16 protein-coding genes are annotated in these 21,464 nt (G+C 76.0%); 8 read left to right on the top strand and 8 right to left on the bottom strand.

Annotated features, from left to right (window positions below):
• Positions 1 to 280 precede the first annotated feature (280 nt).
• The gene (locus ACSP97_RS04975) at positions 281 to 1,105 is read left to right on the top strand and encodes a LysR substrate-binding domain-containing protein (RefSeq protein ID WP_364732765.1); all 825 of its coding nucleotides are present in this window, start codon (positions 281 to 283) and stop codon (positions 1,103 to 1,105) included.
• Positions 1,106 to 1,138: 33 nt separating this feature from the next.
• Here ACSP97_RS04975 and ACSP97_RS04970 read toward each other — a convergent pair whose 3' ends face one another.
• Together ACSP97_RS04970 and ACSP97_RS04965 are read right to left on the bottom strand one after the other, a co-directional pair.
• A complete protein-coding gene (locus tag ACSP97_RS04970; RefSeq protein WP_440556465.1) occupies positions 1,139 to 2,614 on the bottom strand; it encodes an MFS transporter in 1,476 nt (491 codons plus the stop codon).
• A 228-nt stretch (positions 2,615 to 2,842) separates the two neighbouring features.
• Positions 2,843 to 3,319 carry an Lrp/AsnC family transcriptional regulator gene (locus ACSP97_RS04965; protein WP_355154750.1) on the bottom strand — a complete coding sequence of 159 codons (477 nt, stop codon included), beginning with the start codon at positions 3,317 to 3,319 and terminating at the stop codon, positions 2,843 to 2,845.
• A gap of 239 nt (positions 3,320 to 3,558) precedes the next feature.
• On the opposite strand from ACSP97_RS04965, the gene ACSP97_RS04960 reads away from it, so the two are divergent.
• A complete protein-coding gene (locus ACSP97_RS04960; RefSeq protein WP_355330729.1) occupies positions 3,559 to 5,040 on the top strand; it encodes an FUSC family protein in 1,482 nt (493 codons plus the stop codon).
• A gap of 158 nt (positions 5,041 to 5,198) precedes the next feature.
• Here ACSP97_RS04960 and ACSP97_RS04955 read toward each other — a convergent pair whose 3' ends face one another.
• Positions 5,199 to 6,683: an MFS transporter gene (locus ACSP97_RS04955; protein ID WP_440556462.1), complete on the bottom strand. Its 1,485-nt coding sequence runs from the start codon at positions 6,681 to 6,683 to the stop codon at positions 5,199 to 5,201.
• A gap of 125 nt (positions 6,684 to 6,808) precedes the next feature.
• On the opposite strand from ACSP97_RS04955, the gene ACSP97_RS04950 reads away from it, so the two are divergent.
• Together ACSP97_RS04950 and ACSP97_RS04945 are read left to right on the top strand one after the other, a co-directional pair.
• A complete protein-coding gene (locus ACSP97_RS04950; RefSeq protein WP_440556460.1) occupies positions 6,809 to 7,372 on the top strand; it encodes a TetR/AcrR family transcriptional regulator in 564 nt (187 codons plus the stop codon).
• A gap of 102 nt (positions 7,373 to 7,474) precedes the next feature.
• Positions 7,475 to 8,515, top strand: a complete 1,041-nt coding sequence (locus tag ACSP97_RS04945; protein ID WP_355154757.1) for a lactonase family protein — start codon at positions 7,475 to 7,477, stop codon at positions 8,513 to 8,515.
• Between the two features lie 67 nt (positions 8,516 to 8,582).
• Here ACSP97_RS04945 and ACSP97_RS04940 read toward each other — a convergent pair whose 3' ends face one another.
• From ACSP97_RS04940 to ACSP97_RS04925, 4 genes are all read right to left on the bottom strand, one after another.
• Positions 8,583 to 9,509, bottom strand: coding sequence for a sirohydrochlorin chelatase (locus ACSP97_RS04940; protein WP_107409079.1), 927 nt, complete (start codon positions 9,507 to 9,509; stop codon positions 8,583 to 8,585).
• Between the two features lie 11 nt (positions 9,510 to 9,520).
• Positions 9,521 to 10,564 (bottom strand): N-acetylglucosamine kinase, encoded by a 1,044-nt coding sequence (locus ACSP97_RS04935; protein ID WP_440556458.1) that lies wholly within the window; start codon positions 10,562 to 10,564, stop codon positions 9,521 to 9,523.
• A complete protein-coding gene (locus ACSP97_RS04930; RefSeq protein WP_355154761.1) occupies positions 10,561 to 11,238 on the bottom strand; it encodes a uracil-DNA glycosylase in 678 nt (225 codons plus the stop codon). The genes ACSP97_RS04935 and ACSP97_RS04930 overlap by 4 nt, the downstream gene beginning before the upstream one ends.
• Before the next feature lie 142 nt (positions 11,239 to 11,380).
• Positions 11,381 to 12,469 (bottom strand): WD40/YVTN/BNR-like repeat-containing protein, encoded by a 1,089-nt coding sequence (locus ACSP97_RS04925; RefSeq protein WP_440556457.1) that lies wholly within the window; start codon positions 12,467 to 12,469, stop codon positions 11,381 to 11,383.
• Positions 12,470 to 12,722: 253 nt separating this feature from the next.
• On the opposite strand from ACSP97_RS04925, the gene ACSP97_RS04920 reads away from it, so the two are divergent.
• On the top strand, positions 12,723 to 13,298 hold the full coding sequence (locus ACSP97_RS04920) for an Rv1733c family protein (protein ID WP_440556455.1): 576 nt from the start codon (positions 12,723 to 12,725) through the stop codon (positions 13,296 to 13,298).
• 390 nt (positions 13,299 to 13,688) lie between these two features.
• Here the strand turns inward: ACSP97_RS04920 and ACSP97_RS04915 are convergent, their stop codons facing one another.
• Positions 13,689 to 15,350 (bottom strand): acyl-CoA dehydrogenase family protein, encoded by a 1,662-nt coding sequence (locus ACSP97_RS04915; protein ID WP_391869438.1) that lies wholly within the window; start codon positions 15,348 to 15,350, stop codon positions 13,689 to 13,691.
• A gap of 71 nt (positions 15,351 to 15,421) precedes the next feature.
• Here ACSP97_RS04915 and ACSP97_RS04910 point away from each other — a divergent pair, with 71 nt between their 5' ends.
• From ACSP97_RS04910 to ACSP97_RS04900, 3 genes are all read left to right on the top strand, one after another.
• Positions 15,422 to 16,183, top strand: a complete 762-nt coding sequence (locus ACSP97_RS04910) for a PaaX family transcriptional regulator C-terminal domain-containing protein (protein WP_440556453.1) — start codon at positions 15,422 to 15,424, stop codon at positions 16,181 to 16,183.
• Positions 16,184 to 16,361: 178 nt separating this feature from the next.
• Entirely contained in the window at positions 16,362 to 16,877 is a 516-nt protein-coding gene (locus ACSP97_RS04905; protein WP_364732739.1) for a hypothetical protein, read from the top strand.
• A 19-nt stretch (positions 16,878 to 16,896) separates the two neighbouring features.
• Positions 16,897 to 21,450, top strand: coding sequence for an HAD-IC family P-type ATPase (locus tag ACSP97_RS04900; RefSeq protein ID WP_440558552.1), 4,554 nt, complete (start codon positions 16,897 to 16,899; stop codon positions 21,448 to 21,450).
• The last annotated feature ends 14 nt before the right edge of the window (positions 21,451 to 21,464 follow it).

Below are 21,464 nucleotides of genomic sequence, written 5' to 3'. Positions count from 1 at the left end.
CCACCGGACCCGCGGCCCCGGCCGGTGACTCCGCACTCGCGTCCCCGGCGGCTGACCACCGCACTCGTGGCCCTGGCCGGTGGCCCCGCGCCCGCGGTCTTCGCCGGTGACCACCGCACTCGCGTCCCCGACCGCCGGCCCCCGTGCCTGCCCCCGGGCCGGTGATCACCGGTCCCGCCGCCCCGCCGGTGGCCTACACCCGCGGCCCCGCCCTCCGGCCACCGCACCCCCGCTCCCGGCCGGTGGCCGCCCGTCCTGCCACGGCCGGTAACCTGGCCTGGTGACAGGCTCGGAGGAATCACCGTCGTTCCGGCTCGCGTACGTCCCCGGAGTGACCCCCGCCAAGTGGGTGAAGGTCTGGCACGAACGCCTGCCGGACATCCCGCTCACCCTCGTCCAGGTCCCCGCCGCCGAGGCGCCGGAGCTGCTGCGCGCGGGCGAGGCCGACGCGGGACTTGTGCGGCTGCCCGTTGACCGCGACTTCTTCAGCGCGATCCCCCTCTACACCGAGACCAGCGTGGTCGTCGTCCCGAAGGACCACCTGATCACGGCCGCCGACGAGGTCACCCTCGCCGACCTCGCCGACGAGGTGCTCTTCCACCCCCTCGACGACGTCTTCGACTGGGCCGCCCCGCCCGGCGAGCCCGCGTTCGAACGCCCCGCGACGACCCCGGACGCGATCGAGCTGGTCGCCGCGAACGTCGGTCTCCTGGTCGTCCCGCAGTCCCTGGCCCGCCTCTACCACCGCCGCGACCTCACCTACCGCCCGGTCGTGGACGCGCCCCAGTCCAGCGTTGCCCTGTCCTGGCCGCAGGAGGCCACCACCGATCTGGTGGAGGACTTCATCGGCATCGTCCGGGGGCGCACGGTCAACAGCACGCGCGGGCGTACGACGTCGGCGCGCGCCGGGGACGGGCGCCCCGCGGACGGTCGCGCGGCGACGTCGGCGGGCAGGTCCCAGTCCGGCAAGAAGCCCCGGCGGGCCGAGCAGCAGGGCGGCGGCCGGCAGCAGCCCGCCGCCAAGTCGTCGGGCCGCGGCCGCCAGGCCCGCGCGGGCGGGTCCGGGCCGGCCGCCAAGCGGGGCAAGCCGCGCCGCCGCTCCTGAGGGGTCCCGAGCACCCTTCCGGGCCGGACGTGCTCACGCCGCCTGGTCGGGTTCCTCCGGCCGGACCGCGCTCGGCACCGGGCTCAGCGGTTCGACCTGCCGTTCCCGCAGGTCGGCCACCGCGAGGGCCAGCGCGACGACGATGATGCCGACGGCCGTCAGCAGCCCCAGCTGAAGGGCGGTCGCGGGGCTGCCGTGATTGGCGAGGTGGGCGAAGTACACGGCGCCGACGGCGGCGATCCCGGCGGCGGAGCCGATGCGCTGGGCCGTCACCAGGACCCCGCCCGCCGCCCCCGCGCGCTGCACGGGAACGCTCGCCAGGGTGAGCGTGGTGTTGGGGGAGATGGTCACGCCCGAGCCGAGGCCCGCGATCAGCAAGGGCAGGGCCGCCGCCCAGGCCACGCCCCGCCCCGGCACCAGCTGCACCGCCGCGATCACCGTGAGCAGGCCCAGCGCGACCACGCCGAGACCGGCGATCACCAGCTTGCGCCCGTGGCGCACGACCAGCCGGCCGCTCACGGCGGCGCCGATCGCCGAACCGCAGGCGAACGGCAGGGAGGAGAGGCCGGCCGCGAGCGCGGTGTAGCCGACGCCGTTCTGGAGGAACAGGGTGTAGACGAAGAACAGCGTGGTGAAGCCCGCGAAGTAGACCAGGTTCAGCAGCACGCCGAGCGAGAAGGACCGCTGGGCGAACAGCCGCAGGTCCAGCAGCGGCGCCCGCCCCCACCAGCCCTGCCAGCGCTCCCACGCCCAGAAACCCGCCAGCAGCAGCGCGGCCACCGGCAGCAGCGCCCACTTCAGCCGCCCCGTCCACTGCTGCTCCTGCACCAGGGGCAGCATCAGCGCGAGCACCCCCGCACCGAGGAGCAGCACCCCGGGCAGGTCCATGCCCTCCCGCCGGCCCGGCGCGGGCGGGGTGCGCGGCAGCAGCCGCAGCGCCGCGCAGAAGGCGGCGACCCCGATCGGCAGATTGACGTAGAACACCCAGCGCCAGCCGTCGTCGGTGCCGAAGAGATGGATCAGCAGCCCGCCGGCGGGTGGACCGATGGCCGTGGACAGCCCGACGACGCTGCCCAGCATCCCGAACGCGCGGGCCCGCTCGGTGCCCCGGAACATCTGCTGGATCAGCCCGGTGGTCTGCGGGGCCAGGATGCCCGAGGCCACGCCCTGCGACAGCCGGAAGAACACCAGCCAGCCGGCGTCGGAGGCCAGCCCGCACGCCGCCGAGGCCAGCGTGAACAGGGCCAGCCCGAACAGGAACACCGTCCGCCGCCCGCGCAGGTCACCGAGCCGTCCGGCGGGCACGAGGGCGAGCCCGAAGGTGAGCGCGTACCCCGAGACGACCCAGGACAGATCGGCCGTGTCGGCGCCCAGGCCGCGTTCCATCGAGGGGAGGGCGACGTTCACGATCGAGCTGTCGAGCAGCGTCATGAAGCCCGCCGTCAGACAGACCCAGAGCGCCTGCCAGCGCCGCTTGTCGGCGGCCGGCCCGGCCTTGTCCATGGTCATGGGGGCCACGCTAAGCAGCGACGGGGCGCTGAGCACGCAAGAGAGGAACGCCCGGCGCGTCGGTGTCCATCCGGGTACGAGATCGTATGTACGACTATGTCCTCTGTGCGGCCTTCTGCGGCCGGGCGTACGCCGACCGCGCCCTGAACTCCGACTGGCCGCCGCGCGGCAGCAGGGCCGCGGCGGCGAGGGCACCGAGATCGCTCAGGCGCCCTCGGCATGCCGGGGTCAGCCGCGGGCGGCGCGGCCCACCGACTCCACCAGGGGGCCCAGCCGGTAGGGGACGCGCTCGCGCAGCGCCACCTCGGTGCGGGTGCGCACCACGCCGGGCAGGCTGATCAGCTTCTGGATGACGTCCTCCAGATGGGCGTTGTCCCGGCCCACCACCCGGGCGAGCAGATCGCCGCCGCCCGTGATGGAGAAGGCCTCCACGATCTCCGGTACGGCCGCCAGCGCGTCCCCGACGTCGTCGAGGTGGCCCTGGGTGACCTCGATGTGCACGAAGGCCAGCACCGGGTGGTCCAGGGCGGCGGGGGAGAGGGAGGGGCCGGTGCCCGTGATCACGCCGTCCCGCTCCATCCGGTCCAGGCGGGCCTGGAGCGTGCCGCGGGCGATGCCGAGGATCCGCGCGTACTCGCGCACACTGGTGCGCGGCTGCTCCAGGAGCAGCCGCAGGATGCGGGTGTCGAGTTCGTCCACGGCCATGATGTACGACTGTACCAATGGCCCAGTGCGCCGGGTGCCACGCGCACCGCCCGACCTGGGCCGTTGGTCATCCTCGACGCCGACGAAAACGGCCGGTGATGGTCCATTGGCCCAGCTAATCGGACTTCACTTGAGCCACTGCGGTCGAGGATGCTGTGATGGACACGTCGATGGCGCTGCGGACCCTCCGCGGCGCCTTTTGTGTTCCGGAATTCCTTTGTTCCTCGGGGAGGGCAGCAGTGCTGAAGAAGGTGTTCGTGGCTCCGGACCCGGGCCGGGCGCGTTTGCGCTGGGCGTCGCGGGCCGTCCTCGGCATCGGGGTCGCCGTGGTGGTCTGTCTGCTGGCCGGGCAGTCCCTCGCCGGCGCGATCACCGGCGGTCTCGCCGCGCTGCTGGCCCTGTTCACCGTCGCCGACGCCACCGTGCGCGGCCAGGCGCTCACCACCGCGCTGCTGCCCGTCGTGGGCCTGCCGGTGCTCGCCGGGGCGGCCGCGCTGCACCCGTACCCCCTCGCGCGGGACCTCGCCTTCCTCGCCGTCGTCGGTGCCGGCGTGTACGCCCGCCGCTGGGGACCGCGCGGCCACAGCCTGGGCGTGTTCGCGTTCATGATGTTCTTCGCGGCGCAGTTCCTGCACGCCACCCCCGGCCGGCTGCCGGAGCTGTCCGCCGCCGTGCTGCTGTCCGTGCTCGGCGCGGCCGTGGTCCGCTTCGGGCTGTGGTGCTACGAGCGCGGGCTGCCCCCGGCCCCCGCCGCGCCCGCGCCGCCCGCCGGGACCGGGCTCGCCCGGGTGACCACGCGCCAGGCGGTCCAGGCGACCGCGGGCGCGGGCTTCGCCCTGCTCGTGGGCGAACTGGTGTCCGGGCAGCGCTGGTACTGGGCCGTCGGCGCCACCTGGTGGGTCTTCGTGGCCACCGCCTCGCGCGGCGAGACCCTGGTACGCGGCTTCCGCCGGGTCCTCGGCACACTCCTCGGCATCTGCCTGGGCTTCCTCCTCGCCGTACCCGTGCACGGTGCGCCCGTGCCGACCGCCGTCCTGCTCGCCGTCGCCGTCTTCGGGATCTTCTACTCCGCCCCCGTCTCCTACACCTGGATGATGCTCTGGGTGACCGTCCTCGCCGAGCTGCTCTACGGCCTCCTCGGCGTCCTCACCCCCGGCCTGCTGGCGCTGCGCCTCGGCGAGACCGCGGTGGGGGCGGTCGGCGCGGCGCTCGCGGTGCTGCTCGTGCTGCCGGTCACCACGCACGCCACCACGGACGCCTGGATCCAGCGCGCCCTGCGCTGTGTGCACGCCTGCACGGCCGAGGCCGCGGCCCGGCTCGCCGGCTCCCCGACGGCCGACCCGGCGCCCCGCGTGGCCGAACTGGAGCAGCTGCTCGGCCGCGTCCGGCTGTCGGTGGCCCCGCTGGTGCACCCGCTGAACCCGCTGCCGGCCCGCAAGCGGCGCGCCCGCCAGGTGCTCGCGCTGCTCGACGACTGCGCCCGGGAGATCCGCGGCCTGGTCGCGGTCGCCGCCGACCCCGAAGCCTCCCACGACGCCCGGCTGGCGACGGCCTGCGGCCGCGTGGAAGCGGCGGTGGAGGCGCTGACCGGGGGCGGCGCCACGACGACGGTCGCCCCGGCGGAGCCGCCGGCGTCCCCCGCGCTCGCGCATGTGCACGGCCTGGAGCGGGCCCTGGCCGCCCTCGCGGAGCAGCTGCGGGCGCCGGCGTACGGGGTGTGAGGGCCGCGCGTGTGTCCAGCCGCCCTGCGGGGCGGCGCGGCCGCTCCTGTGGGCGCCTGCGCTCGCGCACGGACATGGACCGGGGCGGGCACCGGCGGCGCCGCCCGACCAGGGTGCGTCTCCGACCGGTCTCGCCAGGAGGCCGGGCGGCGGGGGGATCACGCGGCGTCGGGTGCCCGCGTGCGACCCTCGTCGTCCTGGGCCGTTCTCAGCAGCAGGGCCAGGGCCGCGCCGAGCAGGCTGAGGGCGGCGAGGGCGTAGAAGGCGACGCGGTAGCCGTGCACGACGGCCGCGTCGCCCGGACCGCTGCTGTGGCGGGTGACGGTGGTGGCGACGGTGACCAGTGCGGACAGGCCGAGGGCCGCGCCGAGCTGGCGGCACATGTTGATCAGGCCGGAGGCCACGCCGGCGTCGCGGGGATCGATGCCGCTGGTGGCCGCGACGATGGCGGGCATCATGATCAGGCTGGTCCCGGCGCCGACCACCACGGTGGGCGGCAGAACATGGCCGACGTAGGCGGAGCGCACGGGCAGCCGCCCCAGCCAGGCCAGTCCCGCCGCGGCGACGATGCCACCGACGACCACCAGGCGCCGGGCCGAAAACAGCCGGATCAGCCGCTGGGAGACGAACACGCCGAGGCTGACGACCGCGACCATGGGCAGCAGGGACAGCCCGGTGCGCACCGCGCTCTGCCCCAGGACCTGTTGCAGGTAGAGGGAGAGGAAGAACAGGGGCGCGGTGATCACCGCGCCCAGGCACAGCGTGAGGACGTTGCCCATGCGCACGTTGGCGACGGAGAAGACGCCCGGCGGGATCAGCGGCTCGTCGCTGCGGCGCTCGACGACCACGAACACCGCGAGCAGGACGACGCCGGCCACCAGGGCGCCGACCACCCGCGCCGCTGCCCAGCCCGCCTCGGGAGCGGCCGAGACGCCGTAGACGACCGCCGCGGCCGACAGCGTCACCGCGACCGCGCCGGGCAGGTCGATCCGGGAGCGCCGCCGCCCGGTGGCGGTCGGGGCGAGGCACAGCAGCCCGGCGATCAGCAGGCCGACGCCGATGGGCACGTTCACCAGCATCACCCACCGCCAGCTCACCGAGGCCAGCAACCCCCCGACCACGATGCCCGCGGCCCCGGCACTGGACGCGGCCACGCCCCACCACGTCATGGCCCGGGTGCGCCGGGCGGGGTCCGTATGGCCGGCGGTGATCAGGCTGAGGCTGGACGGTGCCAGCGCCGCCGCCCCCGCGCCCTGCACGATGCGGGCGGCCAGCAGCACCCAGCCGTCCTGGGCCAGCCCGCCCACCAGCGAGGCCGCCGAGAAGACCACCAGACCGGTGTGGAACACACGGCGGCGCCCGAACAGGTCACCGGCCCGCGACGCGAACAGCAGCAGGCCGCCGAAGGCGACCAGGTAGCCGTTGACCACCCACTGCTGCGCGCCGGTCGACAACCCCAGGCCGGACTTCATGGACGGCAGGGCCACGTTCACGATGGAGGAGTCCAGCACCACCATGAACTGCGCCGCACAGGCCACCGCGGCGACGGCCGAGAGCGCGACACCGGGCTTGGCCACCCCGTGCGGGGGACCGGCGGGCGCGGATGTGCCGGTATTGCCGACAGGGTCTGATCGAGTGGGCACGGATCTGCTCCTCGCCGATGGCGGATAGGCTGTCCGGCAAGCGTAAGGCGATAGCGGATAGGCTGTCCACCACTTGGTGGCGTGCCGGCTGGACGACGGGCGGACACGGGACGGTGGAGGAGTTCATGGAGGCAGGCAAGCCGGCGTTTCCGAAGAGGCGTGCGGCCGCTCAGCGCAATCGCGACAAGATCCTCGACGCCGCGCGGGAGGCGTTCGCCGCACCCGCCCCGGAGGTGTCGATGGCCGAGATCGCGCGCCGGGCCCAGGTGGGCATGGCCACCCTCTACCGCAACTTTCCCGGCCGGCGCGAACTGCTGGAGGCGCTCTACGCCGACGAGGTGGACCAGATCTGCGACGCGGCCGCCATCGCACCCGGACAGAGTCCCGACGCGGCACTCATCGCCTGGCTGCGTCTGCTGATCGCCTTCCTCCCGCACAAGCGGTTGATCGTCTCCGAGCTGCTGGAACACACCGACGGCCACGGCGTCGCCGGCCACCGCGCCCGCGCCGTCGAAGCGGGCCGCCCCTTGCTGGCCGCGGCCCAGCGGACCGGGCGGATCCGCGGCGACCTCACACTGGAGCAGATCTTCGACCTGATCGTCGCCATCGCCAAGCTCAGCGAATCCCCCGACTACCTGCGACCCCTGTTCGAGACCGCACTGGCGGGCCTGCGCGCCCCCCAGACCTAGAGTCCCGAAGAACTCCCGCCCCACGCCGCCCTCTTGGTCTAGACCGGCGCCCGGGGGCTGCTACCGTCGGCGCGGGACTGGCTCGACCGAAAGGGGACAGCGGTGGTACAGGGCGGCGACAGGGCGGGTGGACGGCAGGCGTTCATCGGCTCGTTCACGGCGGCAGGCGGACCGGGACTGGTGACGGCCGAGGTCGCGCCGGGAGGCGGCGCCCTCACCCTCGTCTCCGCCGTCAACGACGTACCCGACCCCTCCTACCTGGCCCTCTCCCCGGACGGGGACATGCTCTACGCGGTCAGCGAGACGGCCGAGGGCGCCGTCGCCGCCTTCCGGGTGGACGGCGGCCGGCCGGAGCTCGCCGGGCCGCCCGTGCCGGTGGACGGCAGCGGCCCCACCCACCTCGGCCTGTACGCCGGGCACGTGCTCACCGCCAACTACGGCTGCGGCAGCGTCACCGCCGTGCCCCTGCGGCCCGACGGCACTCTGGCCGCGAAACCGTCCGGCCGGCTCCAGCACACCGGCTCCGGTCCGCACGACCGGCGCCAGCGGGGCCCGCACGCCCATCAGGTGCAGCCCGACCCGAGCGGCCGCTGGGCCGTCAGCGTCGACCTCGGCACCGACTCGGTGCGGGTGTGCACCCTGGAGGCGGGCACCCCCACCCTGCATCGCGAGTGCGCGCTGCGACCCGGCTCCGGGCCCCGCCACCTGGCCTTCCACCCCGACGGCGAACACGCCTACGTCGTCAACGAACTGACCCCCACGGTGACGGTGTGCCGCTGGGACGCCGCGAACGGCTCGCTGAAGCCGCTCAGCGAGGTCCCGCTGCTGCCGGGTGCCCCGGCCGGCGACGCCTACCCCTCCGGGATCGTCGCGTCGCCCGACGGCCGCTTCGTGTGGGCCGCGACGCGCGGCGAGGACGTCCTGTCGGTGCTCGCCGTCGAACCGGACGGTCTCCGCCCGCTCGCCACCGTGCCCTGCGGCGGGCACTGGCCCCGCGCCCTGGCCGAGCACGACGGCTTCCTGTATGTGGCCAACGAGCGCTCCGGCGACGTCAGCTGGTTCACCGTGGACCAGGCGACCGGACTGCCCCGGTACGACGGCTCGGTGCAGGTGGCCGCCGCCTCCTGCGTCGTCTTCCGGTAGACGCCCGGGACAGGCGAAAGGGCCCGTCCCCGAAGGGAGCGGGCCCCGCTCGTCGGGCCGGGCGCGGTCAGCGCACCGGGGTGCCCTGGGGCTGCTGGGGGGCGATGCCCAGGGCCGTCGTGTACTTGGCCAGGGCCAGCTTGCCGATCGCGGGGTACGCGCCCAGCGGCTCGGCCGTGGCGCAGCCCGCCTCCTCGGCGGCGGCCGTGAGCAGCGCCGCGTCGATCTCCGGGCCGACCAGGTACGGCGCGAGCGCCAGCTGCTGCGAACCGGCGGCGCGCAACTGCTCGGCCACGGAGGAGATGGAGCCCTCCTGGTCCAGGGCCGCCGCCATCACCGGCACGGCCAGCCGCGCGGCGAGCAGCATGCCGGTGATCCCGGCCGCCTGCACGGCCTCCTCGCCGCCCACGGAGGCCAGGACGATGCCGTCGGCGGCCGTGGCCACGGTGAACAGCCGGGCGCGGTCGGCGCGGGCCAGACCCGCCTCCGACAGCCGTACGTGCAGCGCCTCGGCGAGCAGCGGGTGCGGGCCGAGGGCATCGGTCAGCTCGGCGGCGACCCGGCTGTCCATCACCGACTGCCGGATCTGCCGCAGCAGCGCGTTGTCCGGGCCGGCCAGCAGCGGGACTACCACGGCGACCGGGCCGTCGGGCTCGCTGACGCCCTCGACCCCGGCGGCGACAGCCTGCTCGTAGCGGGCCGTGCGCTCCTCGGCGGCGCGTGCCAGCACCGAGCGCAGCGCGGGGAACTCGTTGTCGTCACCGTCCAGGTAGCCGATCCGGGCGTCCAGGCCGGGCAGCTCGGAACGGGCGATGCTCACGACCTCCTCGGCGAGGCCGCGGGTGGCGGCGCTGGGCACACCGGGCACCGCGAGGACGAGCGCGGGCGCACCCTCGGGAGCCACCAGCGGTTCCGGCCGGCGGTGCCGTCCGGGCTGGCGGGGTCGCGGCATTCGAACAGGCAGGCCGGACGCGGGTCCAGTGGAGGAGCTCATGGCGCCGCATGTTACTGGCTCACCGGGCCCTCCTGTTCGGGGAGGGGGCAGGTGAGCGGTATCCGTCCGGTTTTGTCTGATCGCGTACGGGTGGCGGTGACGACGTGCAGCATCGTCGGTTCACCCGGCAGCGTGAGCCGCCCGGCCGCCAGCTCGGTCGCGATCCGTACCGCGCCGTGCAGCGGGTCGCCCTCGGGGAGCACCTGCCGGGCATGCGGCAGCCGGCGCGCCAACTCCTCGCGCAGCGGGACCAGCAGGGGGCCGCCCATCTTGGACAGGCCACCCGTGAGCGCCACTTCCGGCCGGCCGTCCGGCGGGCAGACGGCCGCGGCGGAATCGGCCATGTGCCGGGCCGCCGCGCGCAGGATGCCCGCCGCGACCGGGTCGTGCGCGGCACACTCGGCCACCAGGGGCGCGAACGAGGCGAGCACGGCGGGCCGGTCGGTCCGCGGATAGAGCCGGCCCGGCAGTTCGCGCACCGGTCCGAACCGCTTCTCGGCGCACCGCAGCAGCGGGCCGGAGCCGCCGTCGCGGCCGTCGTGGGCGCGCAGCGCTGCCTCCAGGCCGGCCCGGCCGATCCAGGCGCCGCCGCCGCAGTCGCCCAGCAGATGCCCCCAGCCGTCGGCCCGCCGCCAGGCGGTGAGGTCGGTGCCGATGGCGATCAGTCCGGTGCCCCCGGCGAGCACCGCGCCCGGCCGGGTGCCGAGCGCGCCCGCATAGGCGGTGACGGCGTCGGCGGCCAGCGCCACCCGCGTCACTCCCAGCTCGCGGGCGAGGGCGCGCGGCAGTTCGGCGCGCAGCGCGTCGCCCAGGGTGGCGAATCCGGCGGCGCCGATGACGGCCGTACCCAGTTCGGTCACGCCCGCCCGCGCCGCCAGCTCCCGGGCCAGGGGCGCCAGTTGGATCATCAGATGGCCGGGGTCGATGCCCCGCGCGCCGGTGCGGACCGGCTCCCGGGTCTCCCGCTGTGCCGACGGCGCCCGGCCCGGAACGCCGACGGCGACCCGGAGGCCGGAACCGCCGGAGTCCACGGCGAGATACCCGGCGGCCGTCATGGCAGACGCCAGTCCACGGGCTGTCCGCCCTGCTGGATCAGCAGGTCGTTGGCCCGGCTGAAGGGCCGTGAGCCGAAGAACCCGCGGTCGGCCGACATGGGCGAGGGATGCGCGGACTCCACCGCCGGCAGATTCCCCAGCAGCGGGCGCAGATTGCGGGCGTCACGGCCCCACAGGATGGACACCAGCGGCTTGCCGCGGGCCGCCAGCGCCCGGATAGCCTGCTCGGTGACCTCCTCCCAGCCCTTGCCGCGATGGGCGCCCGGGCTGCGCGGCGCGGTGGTCAGCGCCCGGTTCAGCAGCAGGACGCCCTGCTCCGTCCAGGGCGTGAGGTCGCCGTTGGACGGCTGCGGCAGGCCCAGGTCCTGCTGCAGCTCGCGGTAGATGTTGATCAGGCTCGGCGGCAGCGGCCGTACCTCGGGAGCGACCGAGAACGACAGGCCCACCGCGTGCCCGGGGGTGGGGTAGGGGTCCTGACCGACGATCAGGACCCGTACCTCGTCGAAGGGTTGCTGGAAGGCCCGCAGGACGTTGGCCCCGGCCGGGAGGTAGGTGCGTCCCGCGGCGATCTCCGCGCGCAGGAAGTCGCCCATCTGGGCGATCCGTCCGGCCACGGGTTCCAGGGCCTTCGCCCAGCCCGGTTCGACGATTTCATGCAAGGGTCGTGGTGCCACGGGCGTCACCCTACTGCCGTGAACCGGTCGGTGATCAACCGATGACCGGAACACGGCCGGACACCCGGCCCCCGCCCCGTCCGTGGGCGCCGCACGTTCTCCCCCGTTCTGCGACTGTCCGCCGTCCGCTCCCCGCCCGCCGTCAGCCGACCACCGCGGCGCGCACGCACAGCACATCCGGCAGGTGCGCGGCCACCTGCCGCCAGCTGTCGCCGTCGTCGGCCGACGCGAACACCTCGCCGTTGCGATTGCCGAAGTACACGCCCGCCGGGTCGGCGTCGTCGGTGCACAGGGCGTCCCGCAGCACCGTGCCGTAGTGGTCCCCGGTCGGCAGGCCCCGGGTCAGGGGCTCCCAGGAGTCGCCGCCGTCGGCCGTGCGGAAGACCCGGCAGCGGCGGCCGGCGGGGACGCGGTCGCTGTCCGCGTTGATCGGGAAGACGTACGCCGTGCCGCCGCGGCGCGGGTGCGCGGCCGCCGCGAAGCCGAACGTGGACGGCAGGCCCGCGCCGATGTCGGTCCAGTGCGCGCCCGCGTCGTCGCTGCGGTACACCCCCCAGTGGTTCTGGAGGTACAGCCGGTCCGGGTCGGCCGCGTCCCGCGCGACCTTGTGCACACACTGGCCGAACTCGGGGTCCGGGTCCGGCAGGAACACCGCGGACACCCCCGCGTTGGACGGTGTCCAGCTCGCCCCGCCGTCGGTGGTGCGGAACACGCCCGCGGCGGAGACGGCGACCGTCAGCGCGGCCTTGTCGCGCGCGTCCGTGAGCACCGTGTGCAGCCCCTCACCGCCGCCGCCCGGCACCCAGCGGGAGCGGGTGGGGTGCTCCCACAGCGGCCGGACCAGTTCGAAGCTCTCGCCGCGGTCCACCGAGCGGTACAGCGCGGCCGGTTCCGTGCCCGCGTACACCACGTCGGATTCGGCGGCGGCCGGGTGCAGCTGCCAGACGCGCTCCAGGGAGGCACCGGTGTCCTTGGGGAACCTGACGGCCGGCCTCGGTGGCTCGGTCCAGGTGCGGCCCAGGTCGTCGGAGTGGAACACCGACGGCCCCCAGTGGGCGCTGTCGCCGCCCGCGAGCAGTCGCGGGGTGCCGGACCGGGTGTCGATCGCGACCGAACAGACGGCCTGCGCGTTGAAGTACGGGCTTTCGTCGAACTCCCAGGGACCCTGGCCCCGCCGCCGTCCGATGAACAGGCCTTTGCGGGTGCCCACCGCCAGCAGTACCTCGGTCATGCCGATCACCTCCGGGACGCCTTTGTCCCAGTAGTCGTCAGTTGTCCGCCAGTCTGCACCGCACCACTGACAGTCTCCTCTGGAGCGGGCGTCGCCCCAGCTCACAGGGGTGTCGGCGGCCCCGGACGGAGAGGCGCCGGTTCCGTTGCCGCATATGCCTGCGGGGATCGGGTGCCTCGTGCGACCGTCGGAGTGACGGTTTGTCACGGGCGGGCGGTCCGACCGGTAGGCGAGTTCGTGGGGGAGGACGGCGTTGCGCGGTCCGAGGGTGTGGCTGTGGCGCTGGCGGCGCAACCCGCTCCGGCGCCGGGCGGACGTCGTGGAGGGCTGGGTGGTGCTGGGCGTCTGGCTGCTCACCGTGCTGGCCGGGTCGCTCACCGGGGACACGGTGGCCCGCTCGCTGTCGCACGGACTGGCCCACCAGCGCGCGGGCCGGCACCCCGCCGTCGCGCACCTGGTCGCGAAGGCCCCCCGGGTGTCCGCGGCGCACCGGAACCCGTTGCCCGGCGAACGGGTCCGGGCCGAGGTCCGCTGGACGGCGGCCGACGGCTCGGCCCGCACCGGCCGGGTCCGGGTGGTGCCCGGCAGCGCGGCCGGCACCCCGGTCACCGTCTGGACCGATCGCCGCGGCCACCTCGTCGCCGGCCCCGTCACGCCCGGTCAGGCCGCCCTGCGGGCCGCCTTCCTCGGCGGCCTGGCGGGCGCCGCCACCGCGCTCGTCCCCTTCGGCGCCGGCCTGCTCCTCCGCGCCCACCTGGAACGCCGCCGGCTGACCGCCTGGGACACGGAATGGGCCCGGCTGGGCCCGCAGTGGGGGCGCAGGGTGTGACCGGGGGGCGCTTCGGGAGGTGACTCCGCCGCCGGCAGGCGGTACGGGGGCCTTTCCGCTTCCACGGGCCACAGGGCTCCGCCCCCCCCCGCACCGCACCCCTGTGCCGCGCGCCGAGTCGCCTGCCGTCTCGGAACGAGGGCGGGACCGGCGGGGATACCGGGCGAGCGCAGGCCGCGGTCCCGCACGCCGCCCCGTCCGCGATACTGCCGACGTACGCCCTGCCGCGCGTCGGGCGGCAGGGCGTACGTCGCGGGGCGGGGCGGCAGGCGGCTGAGCGTGCGGCGGCGCGGTGTCGGCACGGGGCGGCGTGCGGTGCCGAGAGGGGGCAGGCGGTTCAGCGCGCGGCGCGCAGGGGGCGCCGTCGAGCAGCCGCGGGCCCGGGGCCCGTCAGGCGAGGCCGGGTAGTGCCCGGTGCAGGATCGTGTCGAGGTCGGTGCCGGCCGGGAGGGTGCCGAAGGTGTGGCCCCAGTCGCCGCCCAGGCGGGACGCGCAGAAGGCGTCCGCGACCGGGTGCGGGGCGTGGCGGACCAGCAGGGCGGCCTGCAGGGCGAGCGCCGTCCGCTCGACCAGCCGGCGGGCGCCGAACTGATCGGCCCCGGCCAGCTCGGCCTTGAGAGAGGCCACGGCGGCGTCGAGGCGGGCGTCCGCACCGCGCGCGAGCGCGAGCTCGGCGAACAGCGCCTCCGCGCTGCCCGGTTCCCGGCCGAGGGCACGCAGTACGTCCAGCGCGTTGACGTTGCCCGAGCCCTCCCAGATCGACAGCAGCGGGGCCTCCCGGTAGTGCCGGGGCATACCGGAGTCCTCCACGTACCCGTTGCCGCCCAGGCACTCCAGGGCCTCCGCCGTGAAGGCCGGGCCCCGCTTGGTCACCCAGTACTTGCCGACGGCCGTGGCGATCCGCCGGAAGGCGCGCTCGCCGTCGTCCCCGCGCACCGCCCGGTCCGCCGCCCCGGCCAGCCGCAGCGTGAGCGTGGTCGCCGCCTCCGACTCCAGCGCGAGATCGGCCAGCACCTGGCGCATCAGCGGCTGTTCGAGCAGCCGGGCGCCGAACGCGGTGCGGTGCCGGGCGTGGTGACCGGCCTCCACCAGCGTCTTGCGCATCAGCGTCGCCGTGGCCATCACACAGTCCAGGCGGGTGCAGTTGACCATCTCGATGATGGTCTTCACCCCCCGCCCCTCGGGGCCCACCAGCCAGGCCACGGTCCGGTCGAACTCCGGCTCCGAGGAGGCGTTGGACCGGTTGCCCAGCTTGTCCTTGAGGCGCTGGATGCGGAAGGTGTTGCGGCTGCCGTCCGGCAGCACCCGGGGCACCAGGAAGCAGGACAGCCCGCCGGGGGCCTGCGCCAGCACCAGGAAGACGTCGCACATCGGCGCCGACGTGAACCACTTGTGCCCGCGCAGCGTGTACACGCCCGGCTCGCCGGTGGGCGTGGCCGTCGTGGTGTTGGTACGGACGTCCGAGCCGCCCTGCTTCTCGGTCATCCCCATCCCGGCGAGCAGCCCGCGCTTCTCGGTCGGCACCCGCAGCCCGGGCTCGTACTCCCGGCTGGTGAGCAGCGGCTCGTAGACCTCGGCCAGCTCCGGCTGCGCGCGCAGCGTGGGTACGGCGGCGTACGTCATCGACGTCGGGCAGCCGTGCCCCGTGTCCGTGTGGCCCCACACCAGCCCGCCCGCCGTACGGGCCACATGGGCGCCGGGCCGCTCGTCCGCCCAGGCCGATCCGGCCAGGCCCGCCGTCACCGCCGTGCGCAGCAGGTGGTGCCAGCCGGGATGGAACTCCACCTCGTCGACGCGGTGGCCGTAGCGGTCGTGGGTGCGCAGCACCGGCTCGTGGCGGTTGGCCTGTTCGCCCCACTCCTGGGCCTCGGCGCTGCCGGCCCGGGTGCCGAGGCGGCGGACGTCCTCCTCGGCCCACCCGGCGCCCTCCCGGCGCAGCCCCTCCAGGAGGGCGGCGTCGTCGGAGGCGTCGTAGGGGACCAGCGGCGGGGGCTGGTTGGTGACGTCGTGGGTGGCGGACCCTGCGGGCCTCTGTACGTCTGCGGCGACCATACGGCCATGTTGCGCTTTCCCTGCGGCTGTAGCAATAGTGCAACATGGCCGCGCACGTAAGGTACGTGCCCATGCGCGTGAACGAGTCGGCCGGGCCCCGGGCGGCCGGCCTGCGGTCCCTGTCCGCACGGTCGGCCGTGCTGAGCATGCTGCTCGCCGTGCACCCGCCGCAGTTGCCGGTGAAGGACCTCGTGCGGCTGGTCGGGCCCCTCGGCGTCGGCGGCTCCACGCTGCGGGCCGCGCTGAGCCGGATGGTGGCCGCGGGCGATCTGTGGCGCACCGACGCCGTCTACGGGCTCAGCGACCGGCTGCTCGCCCGTCAGCGCCGCCAGGACGACGCGATCCACCCCGGTACCCGCGCGTGGCACGGCGACTGGGAGATGGTGGTGATAACGGCGACCGGGCGCGGTCCCGCCGAACGCGCCGAGCTGCGCGCCCGGCTGACCGCCCTGCGCCTGGCCGAACTGCGCGAGGGCGTCTGGCTGCGCCCGGCCAACCTCGACCGGCCCCTGCCGGACGAACTGCGCCGGGTGGCGGCGACGTACACCGCCCGGCCCGACGAACCGGCGCGGGCCCTGGTCGCCCGCCTGTGGCCGCTGGACGGCTGGGCGGCCACCGCCCGCGCCCTGCTCGCCCACGCGGCCGCGGCACCCGGCCCCGCCGAACGCCTCACCGCCTTCGCCGCGATCGTGCGCCACCTCCTCGGCGACCCCGTCCTCCCGTCCGCCCTCCTGCCCTCCGACTGGCCGGGCCCCGCGCTGCGCACGGCGTACGCCGAGTACCGGCGGGAGGTGGCCGCCGCGGCGGGCTGGCGGGACCGGGGCGAGGCGTGACCGCCCACTGACCGCCGCGGCGGCCGACGGCGGCCCGGACCGCGCCGGGCGGGTGGCGCGGGCGGCGCGCAGGGCGTTTGCTGGGAGTCGGTGGGAGACAGCGGGAGTCAGGAGGATGACCAGGCCGGTCGCGGGCACTCGGTGGGGCGGAGGAGGACGATCTCACCCGAGGAGAGTCATGGCTGAGCGGAACGACTCGTCGGTCCTCACGGCGCCCCTGCGCGGTGCCGCCTCGGTGCTGCGCAAGGTGCCCGGCGCCACGGCGGTGGGCAGGGCCGCGGAGGAAACCCTGGACAAGGTGGGCGCGGTCTCACCACGCGGGCGGCGCATCGCGGTGTACGCCGGCGCGGGAGTGCTCGGCGCCGCGGGCGTGGTGGAGTGGCCGGTGGCCCTGACCGGCGCGGCGGTGGCCTGGCTCACCCAGCCCCGGCCCGGCCAGCGGGAAGCGGCGGAACCGCAGGAGGAGACGGCACAGCGCCCGCACGATCTCGGCACCGCCGCACTGCGGTCCGGTCCCGAGACCCACGAACACGGACCCGAACACGGACACGGGCACCGGCAGGAACACGGACACGGCAAGAAGCACGGGCACGGGCACGCCGGTGACGACCAGGCACCCGGCGCCGCCGAGACCCCCAGGAAGATGACCGGGCCCCTCGGTCCCACCGCACGCCCCGACCGCACCACCCGCTGAGGAGGGCCCCTTGCCCGGTCTGTTCACCGTGCCGCGAGCCACCCTCCGGCTGCTGCCCGCGGCACCGCGGCTGCTCGCCCGCGCCTCCGCGCCCGCCGTGGGGGTCGCCGCCGGAGCGGCCGCGGGGACGGCGCGCGCGGGCGTGCGCGGCATGGACGCCGCCGTGCGGGTCGCCCGCGTCGCCCGCAACACCCTGCCCGGCGGCGGCGACCACTGGCGCTCCGGTACCCGCGCACACCTCGCCCTGCGCCCCCTGCCGCCCGAGCGCGGCGGCGCGGAGCCGCCCCCGGCGCACGAACGCGCGGGCGCTACGGCACCCCCCGAGCCGGGCACGACACCCACCGAGCCGGAAAGCACGGCCGGCCCGACGCCCCCCGCCGGTGAGACCGAGCCCCCCTCGGCCCACGAGCACCCGGCGGACACCACGCCCACGCCCCCCGGGCCCCTCCGGGACACCGAACCCCCGTCCCCCGAGCCCCCTCGGGGAACGGAGCCCCCGACCACCGCACCTCCTCCCGGCACGGAACCCCGACCCGCCGCAGAACGCAGCCGCGCCCGCACCGCCCACCTGGCCCGCCGTGTCGCCGCCGCCCTCGCCGAGCGGCCCGACGTCCTCTTCGCCTACTGGGACGAGGGGCTGGGCCGGCTGGTCGTGAAGGCCACCGAGGCGGAGGTCGGCGACGAGGTCGTCGCACACGCCGCGGAACTCGCCGCCCGCCACGGGCTCGAACTGGCCGCCGCGGACGTGGAGGAGACCACTCATCCGGCCGATCCCGCCGGGGTGCGCACCGCCGTGGCCACCCTGTCGGCCGACGCGCTGGGCATCGCCGTCGCGGTCGCCGGGTACGCGCTGCGGCTGCCGCCCTCGCCCCGGATGGTGACCGCCGTGGTGACGCTGCTGCGGGAGAACCCGCGCTTTCGCGGCTGGCTGCGCACCCGCCTCGGCCCAGCCCGCATGGACCTCGTCCTGGCCGCCGCCAACGCCGCCGTGCACGGCGCGGGACAGACGCCGGCCTCGCTCCTGCTCGACGGCGCCCTGCGCACCTGCCAGGTCGCCGAGACCGTCGCCCGCGCGGCCGCCTTCGACGCCGTGCACGACGACCTGTGCGCCCCCGGCCGCGTCAGCCTCGCGCCCGGCGCCGAACCCCGCCCGCCGCTGCGGGAGTCGCCCGCCCAGGAGTACGCGGCCCACGCCTCCGCGGGCAGCGTGCTGGGCGCCGCCGCGACACTGCTGGTCAAGCACGACGCGGCGGAGGCCGCCGAGGCGGTGCTCGCCGGCTCGCCCAAGGCCGCCCGCTACGGCCCCGCCGCCTTCCACGCCATGCTCAGCGCCGCCCTCTCCCGCGTCGGGGTGCTGGTGCGCGACCCGGACCGGCTGCGCCAGCTGGAGATGGCCGGCACCGTCGTGCTGCACGCAGGCGCGCTGCGCGGCCCGGACGGCGAGGCCGACCCGTGGGCCGAGCCGGTGCTGGACGCGGCCCGCCGCGCCGGACTCAGGGTGGTCCTCGTGGACGACCCCGCCCTGGAGGACTTCACCGGCCTCGCCGACCAGGTCGTGGACGCCCGCCGCCCGCTGGACGACGTGGTCTACGAGGCGCGCCGCGAGGCGGACGCCGTCCTCACGGTGGCCCGTGTGCGCTCGGCCGACGAGAGCGACGTCCTGGCCGCGCTGCGCGGCAGCGATGTCGCCGTCGCCCTCACCGACCGGGACGGCGCCGTGGTGTGGGGCGCCGACATCCTGGCCCTGCACGGACTGCCCGACGTGTGGCGGGTGCTGACCGCGATACCGGCGGCCCGCGCGGTCGGCCGCCGCGCCCAGACCCTGGCCCGCTCCGGCGCCGCGCTGTCCGGACTGCTCGTGGCCGTCGGCGAGGCCAAGGGCGGCCGGGGGCGCCTCGCCATGCTGCCGGGGCTGCGGCACGCGCCCGTCGACGCCGGCGCCGCCACCGCCCTGTTCTCCGGGGCCCGCTCCGCGCTCGGCGTGGCACTGGCCCGCTCCCCGCACCCGAGGCCCCGGGTGCACTGGCACGAACTCGACCCGGACCAGGCCCGGGACCGCCTCGAACACCAACCCGCCGACGACGGCACCCCGTTGGGCGCCCTGGGCGCCCGGGTACGCACCGCGGCCGAGGGGGTCTACCAACACCCGCTGGTGGCCCCGGTCCGCTGGAGCTACCAGCTCGGCAGCGCCGTCCGCGGCGAGCTGCACGATCCGCTCACCCCGGTCCTCGCGGTCGGTTCGGCCGCCTCCGCGATCCTCGGCTCGGTTGTGGACGCCCTGCTCGTCGTCGGCGCCCTCGACCTGAACGCCCTCGTCGGCGGCGTCCAACGACTGCGCGCCGAACGGGCGTTGTCCGGTCTGGTCGCGGACCAGAAGCGCAAGGCCCGGGTGGTGCCGACCGAGGAGGAGGCCCCGGCCGGCGGCACCCGCACCGTGGAGGCGGGCAAGCTCGCGCCCGGCGACGTGATCCAGCTCAAGGGCGACGACGTGGTGCCCGCCGACGCCCGGCTGCTGTGGCAGGACGGCCTGGAGGTGGACGAGTCGGCGCTGACCGGCGAGTCCCTGCCGGTGGAGAAGGACACCGATCCCACCCCGCACGCCCCGGTCGCCGACCGCAGCTGCATGGTGTTCGAGGGCACGACCGTGGTGGCGGGCGAGGCGCGGGCCGTCGTGGTCGACACCGGCGAGCACACCGAGGCCGCCCGCGCCGTCCACCTCGCCGCGCGCACGCCCCCGGCGGCCGGGGTCCAGGCCCGCCTCCAGGAACTCACCCGCAAGGCACTGCCGTTGACGCTGGCGGGCGGCGCCGCCGTGACCGGCCTGGCGCTGCTGCGCGGCACCCCGATCCGCGAGGCGGTCAGCGGGGGAGTGGCGGTCGCCGTGGCCGCGGTCCCCGAGGGGCTGCCCCTGGTGGCCACGGTCGCCCAGCTGGCGGCCGCCCGCCGGCTCAGCCGCGACGGCGTCCTGGTGCGCACCCCGCGCACCCTGGAGGCGCTCGGCCGGATGGACACCATCTGCTTCGACAAGACCGGCACCCTCACCGAGAACCGGCTGCGCCTGGTGCGCGTCTCGGACGCGGAGGGCACCGTGCGCGCCGTCGCCGACACCGGCTCCGCGGACACCGTACGGGCCGCCGCGCGGGCCTGCCCCCGCACCAACGGCGGCTCCGACCGGCCGGTGCACGCCACCGACGAGGCCGTCCTGGACGCCGCCGGACCCGATCCCGCGTGGACCCAGCTCGCGGGCCTGCCCTTCGAGGCCGCCCGCGGTTACGCGGCCGCCGTCGGGCAGAGCGGCGACGGACCGCGCCTCCTCGTGGTCAAGGGCGCCCCGGAGACCGTGCTGCCCGCCTGCGCCGGACTCCCGGCCGGGGCCGCCAACGCGGCCCAGGAACTGGCCGGTTCGGGACTGCGCGTCCTCGCGGTGGCCGAACGGCGCCTCGACCCCGGCGACGACCCGTCCGAGGTACTCGAACAACCCCTCCAGGGGCTGGAGTTCACCGGAGTGCTGGCGCTGTCCGACGTACCCCGCGACACCTCGACGGCCCTGGTGAAGGGGTTGCACGAGGCGGGCGTACGACCCGTCGTGCTCACCGGTGACCACCCGCAGACCGCTCGCGCCATCGCCGCCGAACTGGGCTGGCCGGAGGACACCGTGGTGGTCACCGGCGACGAACTGGCCGCGGCCGACCGGGCGTCGCGGGCCCGGATGCTGCGCGACGCGGGCGTGGTGGCCCGGGTGGCGCCCGAGCAGAAGCTGCAGGTCGTGGAGGCGCTGCGGGACGCGGGCCGGGTGGTCGGCATGGTCGGCGACGGCGCCAACGACGCCGCGGCCATCCGCGCCGCCGACATCGGCGTCGGCATCAGCGCCCGGGGCTCGGCCGCCGCCCGCAACGCCGCCGACATCGTGCTCACCGACGACGACCTGACGGTGCTGATCGACGCCATCGGCGAGGGCCGCGCCCTGTGGCACAGCGTCGCCGACGCCATCGCCATCCTCATCGGCGGCAACGCGGGCGAGGTGGGCTTCGGCCTCATCGGCACGCTGCTGTCCGGCCGGGCGCCGCTGTCCACCCGGCAGATGCTCATGGTCAACCTGTTCACCGACCTGTTCCCGTCGATGGCGGTGGCCGTCACGGAGAAGGAGGGCGAGGCGGACCTCGCCCATGTCGAGGAGGCGGCCGGGGTACTGGGCGACCCGCTGCTGCGGCAGATCCGGCACAGGGCCACGACCACCTGCCTGGGCGCGCTCACGGCCTGGCTGATCGGCCGCTTCACCCCGGGCACCGCCCGCCGCTCCAGCACCATGGCGCTGTGCGGGGTGGTCGGCACCCAGCTGGTGCAGACCCTCCTCGACCGGCGCGACAGCCGGCTGGTGCAGCTCACCTCGCTGGGCTCCGCCGCGGCCCTCGTCGCCGTCGTCCAGACCCCCGTCCTCAGCCGCGCCTTCGGCTGCACCCCGCTCGGCCCCGTCGCCTGGGGCGGCGTGATCGCCGCCATCGGCCTGGCCCTGGCGGGACAGCGGGCGCTGCCCCGGCTGGAGGAGACGGTGGTGCGGCTGCTGCCGACCTGAGACGTCCGTCGCCG

It is taken from the genome of Streptomyces sp. SCPE 10 (assembly GCF_051980735.1).
GTDB classification, from domain to species: domain Bacteria; phylum Actinomycetota; class Actinomycetes; order Streptomycetales; family Streptomycetaceae; genus Streptomyces; species Streptomyces misionensis.
The sequence above is the reverse complement of the archived record's forward strand: the minus strand, read 5'-3'. Positions and strand labels throughout refer to the sequence as shown.

Bases quoted from the DNA above. Each gene is read 5' to 3' on its own strand.
- ACSP97_RS04970 (WP_440556465.1), bottom strand. From the start codon at position 2,614: ATGACCATGGACAAGGCCGGGCCGGCCGCCGACAAGCGGCGCTGGCAG.
- ACSP97_RS04965 (WP_355154750.1), bottom strand. From the start codon at position 3,319: ATGGCCGTGGACGAACTCGACACCCGCATCCTGCGGCTGCTCCTGGAG.
- ACSP97_RS04950 (WP_440556460.1), top strand. From the start codon at position 6,809: ATGGAGGCAGGCAAGCCGGCGTTTCCGAAGAGGCGTGCGGCCGCTCAG.
- ACSP97_RS04940 (WP_107409079.1), bottom strand. From the start codon at position 9,509: ATGAGCTCCTCCACTGGACCCGCGTCCGGCCTGCCTGTTCGAATGCCG.
- ACSP97_RS04935 (WP_440556458.1), bottom strand. From the start codon at position 10,564: ATGACGGCCGCCGGGTATCTCGCCGTGGACTCCGGCGGTTCCGGCCTC.
- ACSP97_RS04925 (WP_440556457.1), bottom strand. From the start codon at position 12,469: ATGACCGAGGTACTGCTGGCGGTGGGCACCCGCAAAGGCCTGTTCATC.
- ACSP97_RS04915 (WP_391869438.1), bottom strand. From the start codon at position 15,350: ATGGTCGCCGCAGACGTACAGAGGCCCGCAGGGTCCGCCACCCACGAC.
- ACSP97_RS04910 (WP_440556453.1), top strand. From the start codon at position 15,422: ATGCGCGTGAACGAGTCGGCCGGGCCCCGGGCGGCCGGCCTGCGGTCC.
- ACSP97_RS04905 (WP_364732739.1), top strand. From the start codon at position 16,362: ATGGCTGAGCGGAACGACTCGTCGGTCCTCACGGCGCCCCTGCGCGGT.